14 protein-coding genes are annotated in these 19,497 nt (G+C 70.9%); 7 read left to right on the top strand and 7 right to left on the bottom strand.

What is annotated here, in order from left to right:
* Nucleotides 1–7 precede the first annotated feature (7 nt).
* From ACZ5NH_RS33955 to ACZ5NH_RS33940, 4 genes are all read right to left on the bottom strand, one after another.
* A complete protein-coding gene (locus tag ACZ5NH_RS33955; protein ID WP_468780779.1) occupies nucleotides 8–757 on the bottom strand; it encodes a CAP domain-containing protein in 750 nt (249 codons plus the stop codon).
* Between the two features lie 388 nt (nucleotides 758–1,145).
* On the bottom strand, nucleotides 1,146–1,406 hold the full coding sequence (locus ACZ5NH_RS33950; protein ID WP_468780777.1) for a hypothetical protein: 261 nt from the start codon (nucleotides 1,404–1,406) through the stop codon (nucleotides 1,146–1,148).
* Nucleotides 1,407–1,976 (bottom strand): DUF1906 domain-containing protein, encoded by a 570-nt coding sequence (locus ACZ5NH_RS33945; protein ID WP_468780775.1) that lies wholly within the window; start codon nucleotides 1,974–1,976, stop codon nucleotides 1,407–1,409.
* Between the two features lie 9 nt (nucleotides 1,977–1,985).
* Nucleotides 1,986–2,321, bottom strand: coding sequence for a hypothetical protein (locus tag ACZ5NH_RS33940; protein ID WP_468780773.1), 336 nt, complete (start codon nucleotides 2,319–2,321; stop codon nucleotides 1,986–1,988).
* Nucleotides 2,322–2,634: 313 nt separating this feature from the next.
* Between ACZ5NH_RS33940 and ACZ5NH_RS33935 the strand changes: the two genes are divergently transcribed.
* From ACZ5NH_RS33935 to ACZ5NH_RS33925, 3 genes are all read left to right on the top strand, one after another.
* Complete coding sequence (locus ACZ5NH_RS33935) at nucleotides 2,635–5,616, top strand: non-ribosomal peptide synthetase (RefSeq protein WP_468780771.1); 2,982 nt, start codon at nucleotides 2,635–2,637, stop codon at nucleotides 5,614–5,616.
* Nucleotides 5,617–5,865: 249 nt separating this feature from the next.
* On the top strand, nucleotides 5,866–6,645 hold the full coding sequence (locus tag ACZ5NH_RS33930) for a thioesterase II family protein (protein ID WP_388623923.1): 780 nt from the start codon (nucleotides 5,866–5,868) through the stop codon (nucleotides 6,643–6,645).
* Nucleotides 6,646–6,810: 165 nt separating this feature from the next.
* A complete protein-coding gene (locus ACZ5NH_RS33925; RefSeq protein WP_468780769.1) occupies nucleotides 6,811–9,597 on the top strand; it encodes a helix-turn-helix transcriptional regulator in 2,787 nt (928 codons plus the stop codon).
* Nucleotides 9,598–9,656: 59 nt separating this feature from the next.
* On the opposite strand, the gene ACZ5NH_RS33920 is transcribed toward ACZ5NH_RS33925, so the two are convergent.
* Together ACZ5NH_RS33920 and ACZ5NH_RS33915 are read right to left on the bottom strand one after the other, a co-directional pair.
* Entirely contained in the window at nucleotides 9,657–10,304 is a 648-nt protein-coding gene (locus ACZ5NH_RS33920) for a response regulator (RefSeq protein WP_468780895.1), read from the bottom strand.
* A 19-nt stretch (nucleotides 10,305–10,323) separates the two neighbouring features.
* The gene (locus ACZ5NH_RS33915; protein WP_385313551.1) at nucleotides 10,324–11,568 is read right to left on the bottom strand and encodes a sensor histidine kinase; all 1,245 of its coding nucleotides are present in this window, start codon (nucleotides 11,566–11,568) and stop codon (nucleotides 10,324–10,326) included.
* A 156-nt stretch (nucleotides 11,569–11,724) separates the two neighbouring features.
* On the opposite strand from ACZ5NH_RS33915, the gene ACZ5NH_RS33910 reads away from it, so the two are divergent.
* From ACZ5NH_RS33910 to ACZ5NH_RS33900, 3 genes are read left to right on the top strand one after another with little or no spacing between them, the layout of a single operon-like run.
* Nucleotides 11,725–12,285: a hypothetical protein gene (locus ACZ5NH_RS33910; RefSeq protein WP_388623914.1), complete on the top strand. Its 561-nt coding sequence runs from the start codon at nucleotides 11,725–11,727 to the stop codon at nucleotides 12,283–12,285.
* Nucleotides 12,286–12,333: 48 nt separating this feature from the next.
* Nucleotides 12,334–12,825: a PH domain-containing protein gene (locus ACZ5NH_RS33905; protein ID WP_228616055.1), complete on the top strand. Its 492-nt coding sequence runs from the start codon at nucleotides 12,334–12,336 to the stop codon at nucleotides 12,823–12,825.
* The gene (locus ACZ5NH_RS33900) at nucleotides 12,822–14,390 is read left to right on the top strand and encodes a PH domain-containing protein (protein WP_468780766.1); all 1,569 of its coding nucleotides are present in this window, start codon (nucleotides 12,822–12,824) and stop codon (nucleotides 14,388–14,390) included. The genes ACZ5NH_RS33905 and ACZ5NH_RS33900 overlap by 4 nt, the downstream gene beginning before the upstream one ends.
* A gap of 81 nt (nucleotides 14,391–14,471) precedes the next feature.
* Here ACZ5NH_RS33900 and ACZ5NH_RS33895 read toward each other — a convergent pair whose 3' ends face one another.
* Nucleotides 14,472–15,593 carry a nucleotide disphospho-sugar-binding domain-containing protein gene (locus ACZ5NH_RS33895; protein ID WP_450983984.1) on the bottom strand — a complete coding sequence of 374 codons (1,122 nt, stop codon included), beginning with the start codon at nucleotides 15,591–15,593 and terminating at the stop codon, nucleotides 14,472–14,474.
* A gap of 299 nt (nucleotides 15,594–15,892) precedes the next feature.
* Between ACZ5NH_RS33895 and ACZ5NH_RS33890 the strand changes: the two genes are divergently transcribed.
* The coding region (locus ACZ5NH_RS33890) for a type I polyketide synthase (protein WP_468780763.1) at nucleotides 15,893–19,497 on the top strand (3,605 nt) is incomplete at its 3' end.

The following is a 19,497-nucleotide window of genomic DNA, read 5'->3' as shown; positions in this document are numbered from 1 at the left end:
GATGGGGCTACCGGGCGGTGCCGAAGTCCTGCGTCCAGTAGCTGCCCGGCTGGGCGAGACCGACTCCGATCTCCTTGTACGAGCAGTTGAGGATGTTGGCCCGGTGTCCGGGGCTGTTCATCCAGCCCGTCATGACCTGCTCCGGGGTGGCGTACCCGTAGGCGACGTTCTCGCCGTAGGCGCTCCAGCTGTAGCCGGCCCGCGTGATGCGGTCACCGGGGGACGATCCGTCGGACCCGGTGTGCGACATGTTCTGGTGGGCCGCCATGTCCGCGCTGTGGGCCTGCGCCGCCTTGGTCAGCTCCGCGTTCACGGTCAGGGGATGGCAACCGACCTTGGCGCGCTCGGCGTTGACGAGCTGCACGACGCGCGCGGTGGCCGAGGAGGCGGTGGGGGTGGCCTTCGGGGTGCTCGGCGTGGCGGTGGGCTTGGGGGCCGCGGGGGTGCTGGGCGCAGCGGTCGGCTGGGGCTTGTGCGTGCTGCTGCTCGGCTGCGCGGTGGGCCGGTGCGTGGGGGACGCGGTGGCCGGCGGGGTGCCGGTGTGGTGGTGGCCGTTGCGGTGGTGATGGTGGTGGTGCCGGTGACCGTGGTGCTCCGGCTGCGGGGACGTGCTCGTCGCCGCGACGTCCGCCTGGTCCGTTCCGCCGTGCGGCCAGTCGGAGCAGGCCAGGGCGACGGAGGGCACGCCCACGGCTCCGATGGCGACGGCGGCGACGACTATGCGCCGGTAGTGCTGCGTCTTGCGATGCTTGGCCATTCGTCAACCTCGTTCGTGGATGCCGGGGCGCTCATTTTCGGGAGGGCTTCACAAGGAGCGCAAAGGGCGGCTTCCACTACCGCGCCTAGTAGGCCCAGAGGGCTCTTGTCAGCCGAGCGAAGAGATGTCGGGTTCGCTTCCGCGACGTTTGCTGATGTCTGGTGCCCCGTCAGAAAAGAGGCAGATCGGGCGGATAGGGGGAGGCGCCGAGCGGGCGTCGCGTCCTGGCCCGACGAACCGTTCGCGCGGACGGCAAGCCGGACAAATGCCCTATGTCATCGGAGCCGCATCTACTATGCGGGAGGCCTAGATGCCGAGACCGCTGTGATGGATGTCACTCTTCCGCCTGCTCCGGCGATCACTGGTGGCCCGCCGGGGCAGGCGGTGGTCAGCAGTCGGGGATGAAGGTGCCGTTGTTGTCCTTGGCCTCGTCGTTGCCCCAGCGGGTGAGGTAGTAGGCGGCGACGTACTGGGCCGCCGGTCCGGCGCCGGGGTCGGTCTTGAGCCACCAGTGGTCGTAGCTCGTGGCTTCACCGATCTGACGGCCCCGCATCTTGCAGTAGACGTGGTTGGTGCCCGCGTTCAGGGTGCCGGTCCGGGCGGTGCCGGTCGGCGAGGCGCACACCGGCGCGGTGGCGAAGGTGCCCACTCAGGACTTGGCCGACTGCGGGGGAACGCTGCCTCCGCCGTCGACGTCGAGGTAGTCGCCGTCGATGTTGACGGTGACGCCGCCCCAGGTCTCGTCGGTCCCGCCGAAGTACTGGTGGATGCGCTGGTGGCCGGCCCAGTCGGCGGCGGGCACGTAGGTGCCGGCGTCGGTGTCGGCGACGCCGTTCCACCAGGCGAACCAGAGGTGGTCCGGCAAGGTGTAGGCGCCGGTGGTGTACTGGGCGGCCAGGTAGCGCATGCCGGAGCCGGCGCTGGAGTGGAAACCGGAGCGGTAGCCGCGCGCGTGCAGTTCGCCAGTCCAGGCGGAGAGGTAGTTCAGGACGCCGGTGCTGCAGGAGGAGTTGGTGTTGTCGTAGCCCTCCATGTCGTTGTAGAGGACGCTGCCGGCCGGGATCCCGAGCGCCTGCGCCTGGGCGACGGCGTCGTCGGCCTCCGCGGTGCCCTGGCTGCGGGCGGTGGCCGGATCGGTGGAGACCGTGTGGCCGAAGGAGGTGCAGGGCGCCTGCGAGCCGACGTACGTCGGGATCAGGTGCCAGCCGTTGCCGGTCACGGGGCTCAGTCATGACGAGGTGAGAGAAGGCTGGGCGCAGGCGCGGGTGTTGCCGCCGATGTACACGCTCACGGCCCGGTAGGGGGAGGCTCCCCAGGCGTTCATCGTGGAGGTGCTCGGGGCGGCGCATGTGTCGAAGCCCTTGCCGGTGTAGGCGCCGGGCTGTGCGGTGCCGGCCAGGGCGGCGGCGGAGGCGGTCGCTTTCGGGGCACGGTCGGCGCCGGGCCGCGTGCCGCTCGCGCCGGGCCGGGCCGGGCCGTCGAGCCGGCCGGTGCGCAGGATCCGCTCGGCCGACGCCTTGCCGCTGTCGTACGTGGCGGTGGCGATGACCCCGGCGGAGGGCACGGCCAGGCTGACTGTAGGAACGGGGTGAGCGGCTGTCAACGGGCTGCAGCCGCCCCCGGGAAGGGGGACCGGCAGGGGGAAGGGGCGCCGAAGGCTGCGTTCGGGTGTGAGGCGCCTCCACAGGGGATCACAGGGGTGGCAGGTGCGGGAAACGGCGGGCGCTAGGGGCTGTCGTGGCTGCGGTGATGGCCTAGACGTGGATGTATGGAGAACACCTCGCGTCTGTCCTGGGCGGGCGGGGCGCCTTCGCCGTGCGCATCCGGCGCCGTCGAATGGGGGAGAAGTGATTGAGTTGGCATCTTTCGTGAGGAAAGTGGCTCCGCTGGAGTGGGCCTTTCTCGGCATCGAGCCCGAGCTGCGGGTGATGCATCACCTCGTCGAGGGCGACGGGACGATCTCGCCGAGGCGGCTGACGGCGGCGGTCGCCGCGGCGGCCCGCGTGCATCGCGGGGTCCGGCTGGTCCGGCACGAAGATCGCTGGGTGGACGGCGGCGTGGCCCCCGCCGTACGCGTGCTGGAGGCCGGCTCCCTCGACCCGGCACGGCTCGACGCTCCGGCGCTGCGAGAGCCCTTCGACGAGCTGACCGCGACCGGCGAGGTGCTGTTGGTGCCCGGCAGCCCGGCCACCGTGGTGTTCCGTGCCGACCACGCCGTGATGGACGGCCGCGGCCTGCTGATGTGGGCGCGCGACGTCTTCCGTGCGCTGCGCGGCGAGGACCCGATGGGTGCTGCCGACGACGGCGTCGAGGAGTTGCTGCGGCGGTTGCACCCGGACGGCGAACCGCCCCGCGCCACCGACCGCGCACTGTCGTTCCGCTCGCCGCTCGGTCCCCGACCGCGGGAGCACGGGGGCCTGTTGTGGCGCCGCCGCACCGTTGACGGCACCCATCTCGCGGCCACTTCCAAGGTGGCGGCGGCCGTCGCGGCCGCCCATGGCCCGGGCCGGTTCCACATCCCGGTGGATCTGCGCCGTCACCTGCCGGACCTGCGGTCCACCGCCGTCCTCTCTCACGCCGTCGACCTGGAGGTGGGTGCGGGTGACGGCTGGGAGCAGGTGCAGAGCCGGCTGCTGGCCGCCCTGGCGGACCACCGGGACCTGGCGGGCGGAACCGATCCGGCGATCATGGAGCTGCCGCTGCCGGTGCTGCGCGAGGGCATCGCTCACCTCGACCGCGCCGCCGCCGACGCGGACCGGTACAGCGGTCGGGCCTGCGTCTCGCACCTGGGCGCCGTCGACCCCGACGACTTCAGCGCCGACGGATTCCGGGCCACCGCGGTCTACGCGCTGGGCGGCATGACTCCCGGCGGCCCGCCCGAGATCGGCCTCGTGGAACTTCCCGGCCGCACGGAGATCACCGTGAGCTGGTACGACGGTCCTGACGTCGCGGCCCGGGCCGACACGCTGCTGGACACCGTCGAGGAGGCGCTCTCGCCCCGGGCGCACCGCCGTTGGGCCGGCAACCGCCCGCAACAGCCGCTGCCCGGCGAGGATTCGGTGGTACGGCTCTTCCGCGAGCAGGTCGAGCGCACGCCGTACCGCACCGCACTGAGCGGCCCGGAGGGCGAGGTGAGTTACCTGGAGCTCAGCCGTCGCGCCGACGCGGTCGCGGCCGAGCTGCGCCGCCTGGGCGCGGGGCCCGGCACGGTGGTCGGACTGCTCGCCGGCCGCACGGTGGCGTCGATCGCCGGCCTGTGGGGCGTCCTGAGGGCGGGCGCCTGCTATCTCCCGCTGGACGTGCGACACCCGGACAGGCGCCTGTCCGAGCTGCTGACGGACGCGGGCAGCACCCTGTGCCTGGCCGAGGCCCCCCATCAGGAGCGCAACTGCTTCCCGGTCGGCTGCCGCACGCTGCCGCTGGACGCCCTCGCCGCAGGCGGTGCCCCGGCGGACGACCCGCGGCCGGATGACGCGGAGACCCACCCCGGCGACCTTGCCTACGTCATCTACACCTCCGGGTCGACCGGCCGGCCCAAGGGGGTGCAGATCGAGCACCGCAATCTGCTCAACTACGTGCACTGGGCCACCCGCGAGTTCGGCGTCGACGCCGACACCTGCCTGCCGCTGCTCACCTCCCCCTCCTTCGACGTCTCCGGCACCTCCGTCTTCCTGCCGCTGCTGACGGGCGGCGAGGTGGTGCTGATGCGGGACGACCCCCATCACCTGTCGCTGCGCCGCCTGTTGACCGGGACGCGGGCCAACATGCTGAACCTGACCCCCTCCCACCTCGACCTGATCGGCGGGCTGGACATCGCGCCGGACGGTTACCGCAGCGTGGTCGTGGTGGGTGAGCAACTGCGCGTGGAGGTCGCCGCCCGGGCCCAGGAGATGTTCGGGCCGAAGTGCCGGATCATCAACCTGTACGGGCCGACCGAGGCCACCATCGGTTGCACCGCGCACACCTACGACGAGGAGACCGACCTCGAGGGGACGGTCGTACCCATCGGCCTGCCCGCGGACAACACCACGGTGTTCCTGCTCGACGCCGAGCGGCGGTTCGTCGCACCCGGCGAGGTGGGCGAGATGTATCTCGGCGGTGCCCAGCTGGCCCGCGGTTACCTCGGCCGGCCCGACCTCGACCGGGAACGCTTCCCCAGCCTGGCCGACGGCACCCGCGTCTACCGCACCGGCGATCTGGCCCGCGTCCTGCCGTCAGGAGAGCTGCAGTTCGTCGGGCGCATCGACGACCAGGTCAAGATACGTGGTCATCGGGTGGAGCCGGCCGAGGTGGCGCGGGCGCTGGAGGAGCACCCGGCGGTGGACCGGGCCGTGGTGGTTGCGCGAGCGGCGGCGGGCCACACGGGCAAGGCACTGTACGGCTACCTGCTGGTGAACGAAGCAGTCGGTACTGGGGAGTTGAGGGGGTACCTGGCCGAGCGGCTGCCGGCCCACATGATTCCCGCCGCCCTGGTCGTGGTGCCCGAACTGCCGTACACGGTCAGCGGCAAGGTGGACGTACGGGCCCTGCCGGACCCGCTCGGGGGCGAGCCCGACGGCAGCGTGCACGCCCCGCACGCGGCCTTCCCCGCCGACCCGGTCGCGGAGGCGGTGGCCGAGACATGGGCGCGCACGCTCGGGGTCGAACGGTCCCGGCTGGACGGGCAGTCCGACTTCCACCGACTGGGCGGTGACTCGTTGTCGCTCCTGGCGATGCTCGCCGGCGTGGGCCGCGAACTGCTCGACACCGCCGCCGAGGAGGCCTTCATGGCCAGGCTGCCCGAAATTCTCCGGGAACCGACACTGGAACGCGTCACCGCGCTCGTCCGGCAGGCGTGCATCGAGCCGACAGGGGTGTGAGTAACGCTACATCGAACACGGGTCGCCAAATGGAACCACCAGTAGCCCCAGTGCCCCGGTCGGTTCCCGCGGAGCGCGGCTCCAAACCTAGGGGTACCCCCTAGATCAAGCCCTCTGCTAGACATGGATTGGTCGAGGCGACGGCAGGAAGTGCCGGAAAAGATTCGGCAGCGATGACCGTGTTCGAGACCGGCACAGGAGGGTCGTCCTTGTCGCTGACAGACAATCTCAGGAAAGAGTTTTGGTGCAGTGGGTGAATTCCAGGACCCCAGCCGATGGATACGCCGTTTCCACCCCGCTGCGGAGAGCGGAGTGCGTCTCGTATGCCTCCCGCACGCCGGCGGGTCGGCACCCTTCTACTTCCCGATGTCACGCGCGCTGTCTCCCGAGGTGGATGTCGTCTCGGTGCAGTACCCGGGACGACAGGATCGCCGCATGGATCCGGCCGTCGAGGACATCGGTGAATACGCGGACGCGATCGCGGCCGAGCTGAAGCCGTGGCTGGACCGCCCGGTGGCGCTGTTCGGGCACAGCATGGGAGCAGTGCTTGCTTTCGAGGTGACCAGGCGTCTGGAACGGGACCTCGGCCTCGTGCCTCTCGCCGTGTTCGCCTCGGGCCGCCGGGCCCCTTCACGGTACCGTGACGAAAACGTCCACCGGCGTGACGACGACGGAATCGTCGAGGAGATGCGGCTGCTGAGCGGAACGGACGCCCAGATCCTCGGCGACGAGGAGATCCTGCGGATGGTGCTGCCCGCGATCCGCAGCGACTACACCGCGATCGAGAACTACCGCGCCGCTCCCGGGCTCACGGTGAGCGCCCCAATCACCGTGCTGACCGGCGACAACGACCCCAGGACCAGCCTGGAGGAAGCCGAGGCGTGGCGCGGTCACACCACCGGGGCCTTCGACCTGCGTGTGTTCTCGGGCGGTCATTTCTTCCTGGCGAACCACCAGGAAGAGATCCTGAAGATCGTCTCGGAAACGCTCAGCACCTCCCTTCCCAGCGCGGGCGCTTCCCTTACCTGACCCCGGGGGACCGCGCTGACCAGCGGTCCCCCGGCTGCGATCAGGCCCGCGATGCCCGATTCGCATGCATTCCGCCGCCCCAGAAGTCACCGCTCTTCAGCACACCACCGCCGCGTCCTGCCCCACTCAGTGATTCGGGCGGACAGCGGTTTTCGGGGGATAAAAATGACCTTGTCATCGAAGTTGGTCGAACGAGAGAGCCACCTGAGCGCACTGAACGAGCAGTTGCTCAGCGCCGGCACCGGACGGGGCCGCGTCGCCCTGCTCAGCGGCCCGGTCGCCAGTGGCAAGACCGAACTACTGCAAGCCTTTACCGAGCAGGCGATCGACGAGGGCGCGATACTGCTCGACGCGACTGCTTCTCGCGCCGAAAGCGCTTTGCCCTTCGGCATCCTGAGAAAGATTTTTGACCACACGTCAATGGCCCCCGAAGTCCGCGCCGAGGCGCTGCGACTGATGGACGAGGCCGCACACGAAACGAGCCAGCGTGACCGAATGCGGCCCATGCCCTATGCCGCCTGGGCCCTTCTGCAACTCGCCCATGAACATCCGATCGTCATCGCGATCGACGATGTCCACTGCTCCGACGAAGAATCTTTGCAATTTCTCCTCTATCTGGCCCGGCGAATACGGCAGGCGCACATCCTGATCGTGCTCACCGAGGCCACCCGGCTGCGCCAGGAACAGCTCGTGTTCCACGCCGAACTACTGCGCCAGCCGCACTGCAGCCGCATCCACGTCGGCATGCTGTCCCCGCAGGGCACCGCGGGCGTCATCGCCGGCCACTTCGTTCCCGCGCTGGCCGCCCGGCTGGCCCCGGAGTTCCACGCCATGACCGGCGGCAACCCGCTGCTGCTGCGTGCGCTGCTCGAGGACTGCCAGGGCACCGCCGATCGCAACGAACCCTTCCAGCGCGTCGTACCGGCCGACAAGTACGCCCAGGCCGTGCGGGACTGTCTGCACCGCGGCGAGCCGGACATGCTGATCGTCGCCCGGGGCGTCGCCGTGCTCGGCGACGCCGGCTCGCCCACCCTGCTCGGCCAGGTCCTCGGCATCCAGGCCCAGCAGGCGGAGCAGGGTGTGCAGGACCTCGTCCGGTGCGCGGTGCTCCACGGCGGAGCCTTCCGCGATCCGTCGGCCCGCGCCGCCGTTCTGGAGGTCACGCCGCCCCAGACCCTCGCGTCGCTGCACCAGCGGGCCGCGGCCCTCCTGCACCGCGACGGCGCCTCGGCCCTGGAGGTGGCCCAGCACCTGCTGTGCGGTCGGCAGGACGTCGACCCCGGCATGATCCCGGTCCTGCAGGAGGCGGCCGAGTACGCACTGATCGACGACGACATCGAGGTGGCGCTGCGCTGTCTGGAACTGGCCCACCAGGCCTGCCGGGACCGCGTGACGCGGACGGCGATCAAGGCCCGGCTCGTCAGCCTGGTGTGGCGGCTCAACCCCGCAGCCGCCGAGGCCCATCTGCCGCAGCTGACGGCCGAACTCGACCCGGAGCGGCTGCCCGGAGGTGACCTCGCCACGTCGGTGTCCTACCTCGGATGGTCCGGACGGCTCGGCCAGGCGAGTGACGTGGTGCACGCCCTGTCCCAGGGCTCGGAGCAGCCGCCCGCGCACCAGGCGGCCGCCCTGGAGTCCGCGCGCCGCTGGCTGACGATGATCAGCCCCTCGCTGGAACCGGTTCTCCCGGAAGCCGAACCGCGCCGGGACGCGGGCCCCGGCGGCTGCGGCACCGTCGATGACGCCCACGCTCTGGCCGCCTCGGCCATCTCGGCCGCACTGACCGGCACCCTCGGCGACAACGCTGTCGCCGAGGCCCAGCGCCTGCTGCAGCGGCACCGCATCAGCGACAACTCCCTGCAGCCGCTGGTCTTCTCGCTCCTGGCGCTCATCTACGCCGACCGGGCCGACCTGGCGCTGGCCTGGTGCGAGCGGCTGCTCGGCGAGTGCTCCACGCGGCGCGCGCCCGGCTGGCAGGCGCTGCTGTCCGCGGTACGGGGCGACATCGCGCTGCGCCAGGGCGACCTCCCCGGCGCCGCGCACCACGCCCGCGCCGCCCTGTCGCTGATCTCGCTGCAGAGCTGGGGCATCGGCATCGCGCTCCCGCTCAGCACGCTGATCCAGGCGGAAGTCGGCATGGGCCGGCACGACGAGGCCGTGGTCCTGCTGGAGCAGCCCGTGCCCGAAGCGCTGTTCGACACCCTGCTGGGCCTGCAGTACATCCGCGCCAGGGGCCGCTGCCATCTGGCCACCGGCCGCTACCACGCCGCCGTGGAGAACTTCCTGACCTGCGGCAGGCTGATGGAGAAGTGGGGACTCGACGCCCCGGAACTCGTGCCCTGGCGCGTCGACGCCGCCGAGGCGTGGCTGGCCCTCGGCGAACCGGAGCGAGCCCGTGCCCTGGCCGAACGGCAGCCTCGCCGCGGCGGTGCGGCCCCCAGCCGTACCCGAGGCGCCCAGCTCCTCGTCCTGGCCCGCACCGTGGAGGTCAAGCGCCGGCTGCAGCTGCTCAACGAGTCCGTGGAGATCCTGGAGAACAGCGACGACCGGCTGCACCTGGCCGCTGCCCTGGGCGAACTGGGCAACAGCTACCGGTCGCTCGGCGACTTCAACCGGGCCCGGCTGCTGGTCCGCAAGGCGTGGCACGTGGCCAAGGCCTGCGGCGCGGAACCGCTGTGCCAGGAGCTGATGCCGGGCGACGCCGACGCCGATCCGGCCGGCGGCCGCGACGGTGACATCTCGCGCGAGGCCGAGGCCCTCACCGAGGCCGAGTCGCGCGTCGCCGTCCTCGCCGCACACGGGCACACCAACCGGGAGATCGCCACCAAGCTCTACGTCACGGTGAGCACCGTGGAGCAGCATCTGACCCGCATCTACCGGAAGTTGAACGTAAAACGGCGCCGTGACCTGCCGTCCAAGCTCTCCGACAGCAGTCTCGCCGGTATCGCCTGACCCCCGCCCGGGCCATGCGGCCCACCGCCGGGGCCGGCCGTTCCAGGACCTCGCCGCCGTCACAACAGCCCGCGCTCGAACGCGGTGACGGCGGCGGCGGTCCGGTCGGTCACGTCCAGCTTCCGGTAGGCCCGCAGCAGGTGGGTCTTCACGGTCGCCTCGCCGATGAACAGCTTCCGCCCGATCTCCGCGTTCGTCAGTCCCTGGCTGACCAGGCGCAGCACATCGCACTCGCGCTCCGACAGTTGCGGGACGTCCACCGTCCGGGCCCGGACCAGCTTGCCCGCCAGCGACGGCGTCAGCACGGTCTCACCCCGGGCGGCGGCCAGCACCGCGTTGATCAGCTCCGCCCGGCTGCTGCCCTTGAGCAGATACCCGGCGGCACCCGCCTCCACCGCGCGCAGGATGTCCGCGTCACTCTCGTACGTGGTGACGATGACGACCTTGGTGCGCGGGCACTGGCGCAGGATGTGCCCGGTGGCGGCCACCCCGTCCATGCCGCCCATCCGCAGGTCCAGCAGCACGATGTCGGGTTCCAGCCGGGCCGTGAGCGCGACCGCCTCCTCCCCGGAGCCGGCCTGACCGACGACGCTGATGCCGTCCGCGGATTCCAGGATGGCGCACAGTCCCTCCCGTACCACCGGATGGTCGTCGGCGAGCAGGACCCGCAGGCCGCCCCCGGCCGCCGGCTCGGTGTGCTTCGTCATCTTCTTGCCGTCCGCCTTCTCATCGCTCATCGGCGAGCTCCCCGGCAGCCGCCAACGGGACCGTCACCTCGATGGCCGTGCCCCGGCCGGGCCGGCTCCTGACGGTGGCCTCCCCGTTGATCTCCTGCACCCGTGCCCGCATGCCGCTCAGCCCGAAACCCTTGTCGTCCAGGCGCACTTCGAAACCCTCACCGTCGTCACGGACCAGCAGCCCCACCCTGTCCGGCGCATAGCTCAGCACCACGTCCACGCACCGGGCCCGCGAGGCGTGCTTGCGCACATTCGCGAAGGCCTCCTGCACCGTGCGCAGCAGGACCACGCCGACCGCCATCGGCAGCGGCACCTCCGGACCCTCCACACGGCACCGCACCGTCAGCCCGGTCTGCGCCACCAGGTTGTCCGCCTGCCGCTGGACCGCCTGCGCCAGCGAACTCTCGCGCAGCGAGGGAGGCGTCAGCGCGGCGACGAACTCCCTCGCCTCCACCAGACTGTCCTTCGCCACCCGCCCGGCCAACTCCAGATGCCTGCAGGCCAGCTCGGGCAACTCGGCCACCTCCGACTCCGCGGCCTGCACCAGACTGATGATGCTGGTCAGCCCCTGAGCCAGCGTGTCGTGAATCTCCCGGGCCAGCCGCTCGCGCTCCGCGGCGATCCCCGCCTCGCGGGACAGCTGAGCCAACTGCTCGCGGCTTTGCCGCAACTCCTCGATCAGCTCGGCGCGTTCCCTGCTCTGCCGCACCACCCGGGTGATCCACAGCCCCTGCAACACCGACAGCGCGATGCCCAGCAGCGAGATGGGCAGCACCGCGCCGATCTGCCCGCCGGTCAGCCACACCACCGTCACCGGCACCAGGTTGGCCAGCAGCACCACCGCGATCGCCGGGGTGGTGGACAGCGCCATCATCAGCATGGGCACCACGGCGAACAACGCGAACGACGCGGCGATGTCGCACGCGGTGGCGACCGTGAACAGCAGGAACAGACCGACCCCGAAGACCACATTGCGCGGGCCGAAGCTCCGGTGGCCCGTGTTGTGCACCATCAGGCCACGGCCGAGCGCCGCGTACCACGGCACGCCCAGCGTCAGGGCGCCGATCGCCATGGCCCGGTAGGCCTGGTCACCGCTGGTGGTGAACAGCAGCACAGTGGTCACGGCGTAGCTGATGGCGAAGTAGCCGTCCCACAGGGCGAACCACCGGTTGCCCGCCTCGGGCGGCCGGCCGCCACGTCGCTCCGCCACGTTCACCTGGGTGTGAGTGCGCACAGCACAAGTCGTACCACCTGCGGCCCCCCGCCGTGTCCACCGGTCGGTGGACAGCCGGTTCAACCGGTCGGTCGTCCCGGCGACGCACCACCCCGGCCTACGTTGGGATGCAACGGCGCAGGCAGATGAGCGCCACCACGAAAGGCCACACCTCACATGAGCCCGTTCCTCACTGCGCTCATCGCCAGCGCGACGATCCTCACCATCATTCTCGCCACCGACCTGGGGCGCAGGAAAGTCACCAACATGCGCATGCTGCGCTCGCTCCTCGCGGTCGCCATCGTCATCGCGCTGTTCGTGCACTCGCTGCCGACGGCCGGGAACGACGTGTCGCTGCAGCTCGCCGGTATCGGAGTGGGCGCCATCTGCGGCCTGATCGCCGGAGCACTCCTCCCCGCTCACCGTGAGGCCTCGGGCGAGATCTACACCCGCGGAGGCATCGGATACGCTGTGCTCTGGATCGTCTTGTCCAGCAGCCGCGTGCTGTTCGCCTACGGCACGGAACACTGGTTCCCCCAGGGCATCATCAAGTTCAGCATCGACTACAAGCTCAGCGGGCAGGACGTCTACGCCAACGCCTTCGTGTTCATGTCGCTCGCCATGGTGCTGGCCCGCACCGGAGTCCTGCTGGCCCGTCGCCGCCGGCTGAACGCAGAGGGCGCCGAAACCACCGTCCCCAGCCGGCCCGAACAGCGCGCCGACACCGCCACGCGGTGACCGCCGCCCAACGGCCGGCCGCCCCTCCCGGACTGGAAGCAGAAAGACATGGATGACGTGAGGCTCCGGCCGCCGCGCAATCGCGTCGAGCGCCGGGCCATCGCCTGGTGGACCACGCAGTCGTCGATCTTCGCACTGCCCCTGCCGATCGTGTTCGCGGTGCTCTACCTCTTCATCCCGCCGGCCCGCACCTGGTTCGGCTGGTGCCTGGCGGCGACGCTGGTCCCCGGCCTGGCCTACATGGCGATCATGCCGGCCTGGCGCTACCGGGTGCACCGCTGGGAGACCACCGACGAAGCCGTCTACGCGGCCTCGGGCTGGCTGTGGCAGCGCTGGCGCGTGGTCCCGCTCGCCCGGGTCCAGACCGTCGACATCCTGCGCGGACCGATCCAGCAGATGTTCGGACTGTCCGGCGTGACGGTGACCACCGCCTCCAGCGCCGGAGCGGTGAAGATCAAGGGGCTCGACCAGCGGGTCGCCACCGACGTCGTCGAGCACCTCACCAAGTACGCGCAGGCCGCGCCCGGAGACGCCACATGACCCAGCAGACCGCGGTGGACCGCACGGCGGCCATGGAACCGGCCGACTCCTGGCAGCGGCTCAACGCCCGCCTGATCCTGGTCCACCTGAGCGTCCTGGCCGCGCCGGTCGCGTCCTGCGCCGGCACCCTGCTGGTCTCCGGCGGGACCTTGAACCTGCAGGCACTGATCACTCTCGGCTCCCTGGCGATCACCGCCCTGGTGATCACCGGCATCGGTCTGATGCGGTTCCTGACGACCCGTTACCGCATCACCGACGAGAAGATCGAACTGCGCTCGGGACTGCTCTTCCGCAGCCACCGCTCCGTCCGGCTCGACCGGATCCGCGGCGTCGACCTGACCGCCAACCCGGTCCACCGCCTGTTCGGACTCACCTCGGTCCGTATCGGCACCGGCGACCAGACCTCCGCCTCCAGCCGACGGCTCTCCCTCGACGGCGTCAGCCGGGCACAGGGCGCCGAACTGAGGCAACGGCTGCTCAGCCGCCGTGACATGGTGCGTGGACACGTCGCCGACGAACACGACGCGACCATCGCCGACCTGGACTGGTCCTGGATCCGCTACGCGCCCCTGACCATCTGGGGCGTCGGCGGTGTCCTGCTCGGCGTCGGCACCGTCTACCGCACGCTGCACGAGATGCGCATCGACCCGCTCGAACTCGGCTTCGTCAAGGACATCGAGCACCGCTACGGGTCCGTCCCGCTGTGGTTCGGAATCCTGGTCACCGTGCTGATCCTCGTCGTCCTCGGCATGATCGGCTCCACCGCCACCTTCACCGAGGGCTGGTACGGATACCGCCTCGAGCGGGAGGACCCCGGCACCCTCCGAGTGCTGCGCGGACTGCTCGTCACCCGGTCCGTCACCATCGAGGAACGCCGGTTGCGCGGAGTGGAGCTCAGCGAGACCATGCTGCTGCGCTGGGCGGGCGGCGCCCGGCTCAACGCCGTCGCCAGCGGCTTGGGCGACCGGGACGAGAACCGCAAACGGCGGATGCTCACACCCCCCGCACCGCGCGCCGAGGCACTCCGGGTCGCGGCCGACGTACTCGGCGAGAACGAGTCGCCCACCACGGTCACCCGCCTCCGGCCGCATCCGCGCGTCGCCCTGCGCCGCCGCGTCAATCGCGGGCTGACCGTCACGGCGCTGATCACCGCCGTCCCCGCCGTGCTCGGCGCGCTGCTGTGGACACCGCTGCTCTACGTGGCCGCCGCCTGCGCGGTGCTGCTCCTCCCGGTCACCGTAACGCTCGCCCGCGACGCCTACCGCACCCTCGGCCACGGCCTGCACGGCCGCTATCTGGTGACCCGTTACGGCACCTTCTCGCACCGCACGGTCGCTCTGCAGCGCGAGGCGATCATCGGCTGGAGCGTGTCGCGGTCCTTCTTCCAGCGGCGCGCCGGCCTGCTCACCCTGGGAGCCGCCACGGCGGCAGGCGACCACTGCTACAAGGTCCGCGACGTGGCCGTGCCGGACGGGCTGACCCTGGCCGAAGAGGCCGTACCCGGACTGCTCGCGCCCTTCCTGGAGCGACAGCCCGCCCCCCGGCGCGGCCACCGGCGCCGCTGACCCCACAGACCATCTGTCCCTCCCCCGGGAACCGGAGGGGCGACTCCCCCGTCGCCCCTCCGCTTCCGGTGTCCGCAGGACTCAGCCGGCGGCCAGTTCCTCCAGCCGCGGCACCACGAGCGCGGGAGTGGGCATGCCCTCGATCTCCTCCCGCACCTCCGCCGCGACCGCGCGCATCTTGTCGTCCGCCACCAGCTGCCGCAGCAACTGCGCGTCGATGTCCTCGGCCCGGGCACTGATGCCCGCGCCGCGCTCGTGCACCGCGGCCGCGTTGACGAAACGGTCCGCGCCGTCCGGCAGGACGATCTGCGGCACACCGGCGTTCAGCGCCGCCAGCGTGGTCCCCGAACCGCCGTGGTGCACCGCGCCGACGCAGGTGCGCAGCAGCATCGTCAGCGGCACCCAGCCCACCACCCGCACGTTCGCGGGCAGTTCACCGAGCGCAGTGGTGTCGACGTCACCGAGGGCCAGCACGAACTCCGCGTCCACCGACTCGGCCGCGGCCAGCAGCCGCTGGACCGGACCCAGCCCTGTGACATGGACCGACGCCGTGCCGAGAGTGACACCGATGCGCGGCCGCTCCGGCCGCCGCAGCACCCAGTCCGGCAGCACCGCACCGCTGTTGTACGGCACCGGCCGCATCGACCAGCCGTCCGGCTCGGGTTCCACCATGCTCGGCGGCGCGATGTCGAGGGTCGTGACCCGCTCGGGCACCCCCTCCACACCGTGCCGGCGCATGGTCTCGCCGAGCTGGGCGACGGTCATCGCACGGATGTCCGCCCCGCGCGCGAAACCGAAGTTGTGCTGCACGGCGGGCACGCCCAGCTTGCGAGCGGCGATCAGCGCCGAGACGAAGATCTGCTCGTAGACCACCAGATCGGGGCGGAAGTCCTCCGCGGTGCGTACGATCGCGTCGGTCAGATGGTCGTTGAGGTGGGCGAACAGCTGGATGCCGGCGATCGGATCCGGACCCTCCGGGTTCCGCACCCGCGTCAGCAGGTCCGGAACGGTTTCCTGGAAGAAGCTCTCCATGTCCAGGCCCGGGGCGACATCCGCCACGTGCAGACCGGCGTTGGCCGCTTCCAGACCGGTGCACCCGGTCGCGACCAGCACCTCGTGACCGGCCGCACGCAGGGCCCAGGCAAGCGGAACCGTCGGGAAGACATGGCCGATGGCCGGATAGGCGACGAACAGGACGCGCATGAGCACGCGCTCCCTTCTGACTGGTGAATTGCAGTCGTATTCTTGACTTTTCGTCCTTGTCGAGTGCATTCTCGGCGGGGTGCCGGGAAGCCGTCAAGGCAACGGAAATACCTCCGGAACACCCCCCTCGGCGATCGTCGCGAAACGCAGGGAACTCCCGTTGCGCACCGACGCAGAACCCTTGTCCGGCACCCGAAGATAGGGGTTCATAGGGGGTTTGGAGGGGTTTCTCGCGCACCCCACCCATGGCAGGCTGTGAAATGGTCGTTGGATTCTGTCTGTCAGGGTAATGGAGCGCGTTGATGAGTGGATCCGAGGATTTCACGCCCGAGCACAGCGACGTGAAGGACCTGGGTCCGAACGACGCGCCGGACCGGACGACCGAGAACCGGCCGTCCTGGCGGGAGCGGCTCACCGGTCTGGCCGAGGCCGAGCAGGAACAGCAGCTGACCGACTGGGTCGTCACCCTGGTGCGGGCCGCCCTGCGGGACAACGCCCCGCAGGCCCTCGACCCCCACCGCCCCTTCCTCGACCTCGGCTTCGACTCGCTCGCCGCCGTCGACCTGCACAGCAGGCTCACCGCGGCCACCGGCCTGAAGCTGCCGGTCACCCTCGCGTTCGACCACCCCACACCGGCCGCCCTGGCCCGCCTGCTGCGCACCGAGATCCTCGGCCTGACCCCGCAGCCCGCCGGCGCCGGCATCCACGCCGCCGGCGCCGCGGACGACGAGCCCGTCGCCATCGTGGGAATCGGCTGCCGCTACCCCGGAAACGTGCACTCGCCCGAGGACCTGTGGCGGCTGGCACTCTCCGGCACCGACGCGATTTCCGAATTCCCCGCCGGACGCGGCTGGGATATTTCCGGCCTGTACGACCCCGACCCCGACAACCCCGGCACGAGCTATGCCCGCGAAGGCGGATTCCTGCACGACGCCGACCGGTTCGACCCCGGATTCTTCGGAATCTCCCCGCGCGAGGCACTCGCAATGGACCCCCAGCAGCGACTGCTGCTGGAAACCTCCTGGGAGGCGTTCGAACGCGCCGGAATCGACCCCGGTGAATTCCGCGGCCACCAGGCAGGCGTCTTCGTCGGCGCGGAGAACCAGGATTACGGCCCCCGCCTCCACGAGGCCGAAGAAGGCATCGAAGGCTATCTGGTCACCGGCAACGCCGCGAGCGTCGCCTCCGGCCGCATCGCCTACACCTTCGGTTTCGAGGGTCCCACCGTCACCGTCGACACCGCCTGCTCCTCCTCCCTGGCCGCCCTGCACCTCGCCGTCCAGGCGCTGCGCAGCGGCGAATGCTCCATCGCCCTCGCCGGCGGCGTGGCCGTCATGGCCAACCCCGGCTCCTTCATCGCCTTCAGCCGGCAGCGCGGCCTCGCCCCCGACGGCCGCTGCAAGCCCTTCGCCGCGGCCGCCGACGGCACCGCCTGGGGCGAAGGCGTCGGCATGCTCCTGGTCGAGCGGCTCTCCGACGCCCGCCGCAACGGCCACCCCGTGCTGGCGGTCGTCCGCGGATCGGCCATCAACCAGGACGGCGCCAGCAACGGCCTGACCGCCCCCAACGGCCCCTCCCAGCAGCGCGTCATCCGCCAGGCCCTGGCCAACGCCGGGCTCTCCCCGGCGGACGTCGACGTGGTCGAGGCCCACGGAACGGGCACCCGGCTCGGCGACCCGATCGAGGCGCAGGCGCTGCTGGCCACCTACGGCCAGGAGCGCGCCGAGGACCGGCCGCTGCTGCTGGGCTCGATCAAGTCGAACATCGGTCACACGCAGGCGGCCGCCGGTGTGGCCGGTGTGATCAAGATGGTGATGGCGATGCGGCACGGCGTACTGCCGGGCACGCTGCACGTCGACGAGCCGACGCCGCACGTGGACTGGTCGGCCGGCGCGGTCGAGCTGCTGACCGAGGCCCAGGACTGGCCGGAGTCCGGCCGCCCGCGCCGGGCGGGCGTGTCCTCCTTCGGAATGAGCGGCACCAACGCCCACACCATCCTCGAGGAGCCGCCGGCGATCGCCGAGGCGGAGCGGGGCGAGACCCCGTCGGCCCGTGTCCCCTCGGTCGTGCCGTGGGTGCTGTCCGCCAAGGCAGCGGACGCGCTGCGGGACCAGGCTGCCCGTCTGCGCGCACAACTGCTGGCCGACGAGGACGTGGACCTCGTCGACGTGGGTTACTCCCTCGCCACCGGTCGTGCCGCCTTCGACGAGCGGGCGGTGCTGGTCGCCGGTGACCGCGGCGAGTTCCTGCGGCAGCTGAGCGCCCTGGCGAGTGCCGACTCGTCCGCCGGCACGATCAGGGGATCACGCGCCGGCGGCAAGCTGGCGTTCCTGTTCACCGGCCAGGGCAGCCAGCGGCTGGGGATGGGCCGGGAGCTGTACGAGGAGTACCCGGTCTTCGCCGACGCGCTGGACGACGCGCTGTGGTACCTGGACGAGCAGCTCGAACGCCCCCTGGGCGACGTACTGTTCGCCGAGCCGGGCTCGTCCGACGCCGGGCTGATCGACGACACCGCGTATACGCAGCCCGCGTTGTTCGCGGTCGAGGTGGCGCTGTTCCGGCTGCTGGAGTCGTGGGGAGTGCGCCCGGACTTCGTCTCCGGTCATTCGATCGGTGAGATCGCTGCGGCGCATTGTGCGGGTGTGCTGTCGCTGGAGGACGCCTGCACCCTGGTCGCCGCGCGTGGCCGTTTGATGCAGGAGCTGCCGTCCGGTGGTGCGATGGTGGCGGTGCAGGCGAGCGAGGACGAGGTCACCCCGTACCTGACCGACGCCGTGAGCATCGCGGCGGTCAACGGGCCGACCTCCGTGGTGGTCGCCGGTGACGAGGACGCGGTACTGGAGATCGCGGCCCGCTTCGAGGAGCTGGGCCGGAAGACGAAGCGCCTGACGGTCAGTCACGCGTTCCACTCGCCGCACATGGACGACATGCTCGCGGAGTTCCGGCGCATCGCGCAGGTGCTTGAGTTCCAGGCTCCCCGCATTCCGCTCGTCTCGAACCTCACCGGTTCTGTGGTGGGCGCCGAGGAGATCTGTGCGCCGGAGTTCTGGGTGCGGCATGTGCGGGAGGCGGTGCGGTTCCTGGACGGTGTCCGGGTGCTGGAGGCCGAGGGCGTTACGGCGTTTGTCGAGCTGGGTCCGGACGGTGTGCTGTCGGCGATGGCTCAGGACTGTGTGAGCGGGGACGGGTATGTGTTCGTGCCCGTGCTGCGCAGGAGCCGTCCTGAGGCGGAAGCGTTTGTTTCGGCTGTTGCCCAGGTGCAGGTCAGGGGCTTCGGTGTCGACTGGGCGGCGTATTTCGCGGGGACGGGTGCGCGTCGGGTGGAGTTGCCGACGTACGCGTTCCAGAGGGAGCGGTTCTGGCTGGAGATTCCGGCCGTTCCTGCTGCCAACTCCGCAGCTGCGGTCGAAGCCGGTTCGGTGGACGCGCGTTTCTGGGAGGCGGTGGAGCTGGGGGATGTGCAGTCGCTGGCTTCGGAGTTGGAGGTTGGTGCCGAGCAGCCGTTGAGTGAGGTCGTGCCGGCGTTGTCGGCGTGGCGGCGGCAGGTGCGTGAGCGGTCGGTGGTGGACGGCTGGCGTTACCGGGTGGTGTGGAAGCCGGTGGCCGGGCGTGCGGCTGGTGTCGTCTCCGGTAGGTGGCTGGTGGTCGTGCCGGATGAGGGTGTGGACGCCGGTCTGGCCGGGGCCGTTGCGGCGGTGTTGTCCTCCCGGGGTGTGGATGTGTGCACCGTGACGCTGTCGGCGGGGCTGGAGCGGCATGAGGTTGCCGAGGTACTGCGGTCGGCGGTGTCTTCGGGTGCGGGTGTCTCGGGTGTGCTGTCTTTGCTGGCGTTGGACGAGGCTGCTGGTGTGTCGGTGTCTGCGGTGTTGGTGCAGGCGCTGGGTGATGCGGGTGTTGATGCGCC

The sequence above is a fragment of the Streptomyces sp. NPDC031426 genome (assembly GCF_055581585.1).
The sequence above is the reverse complement of the archived record's forward strand: the minus strand, read 5'-3'. Positions and strand labels throughout refer to the sequence as shown.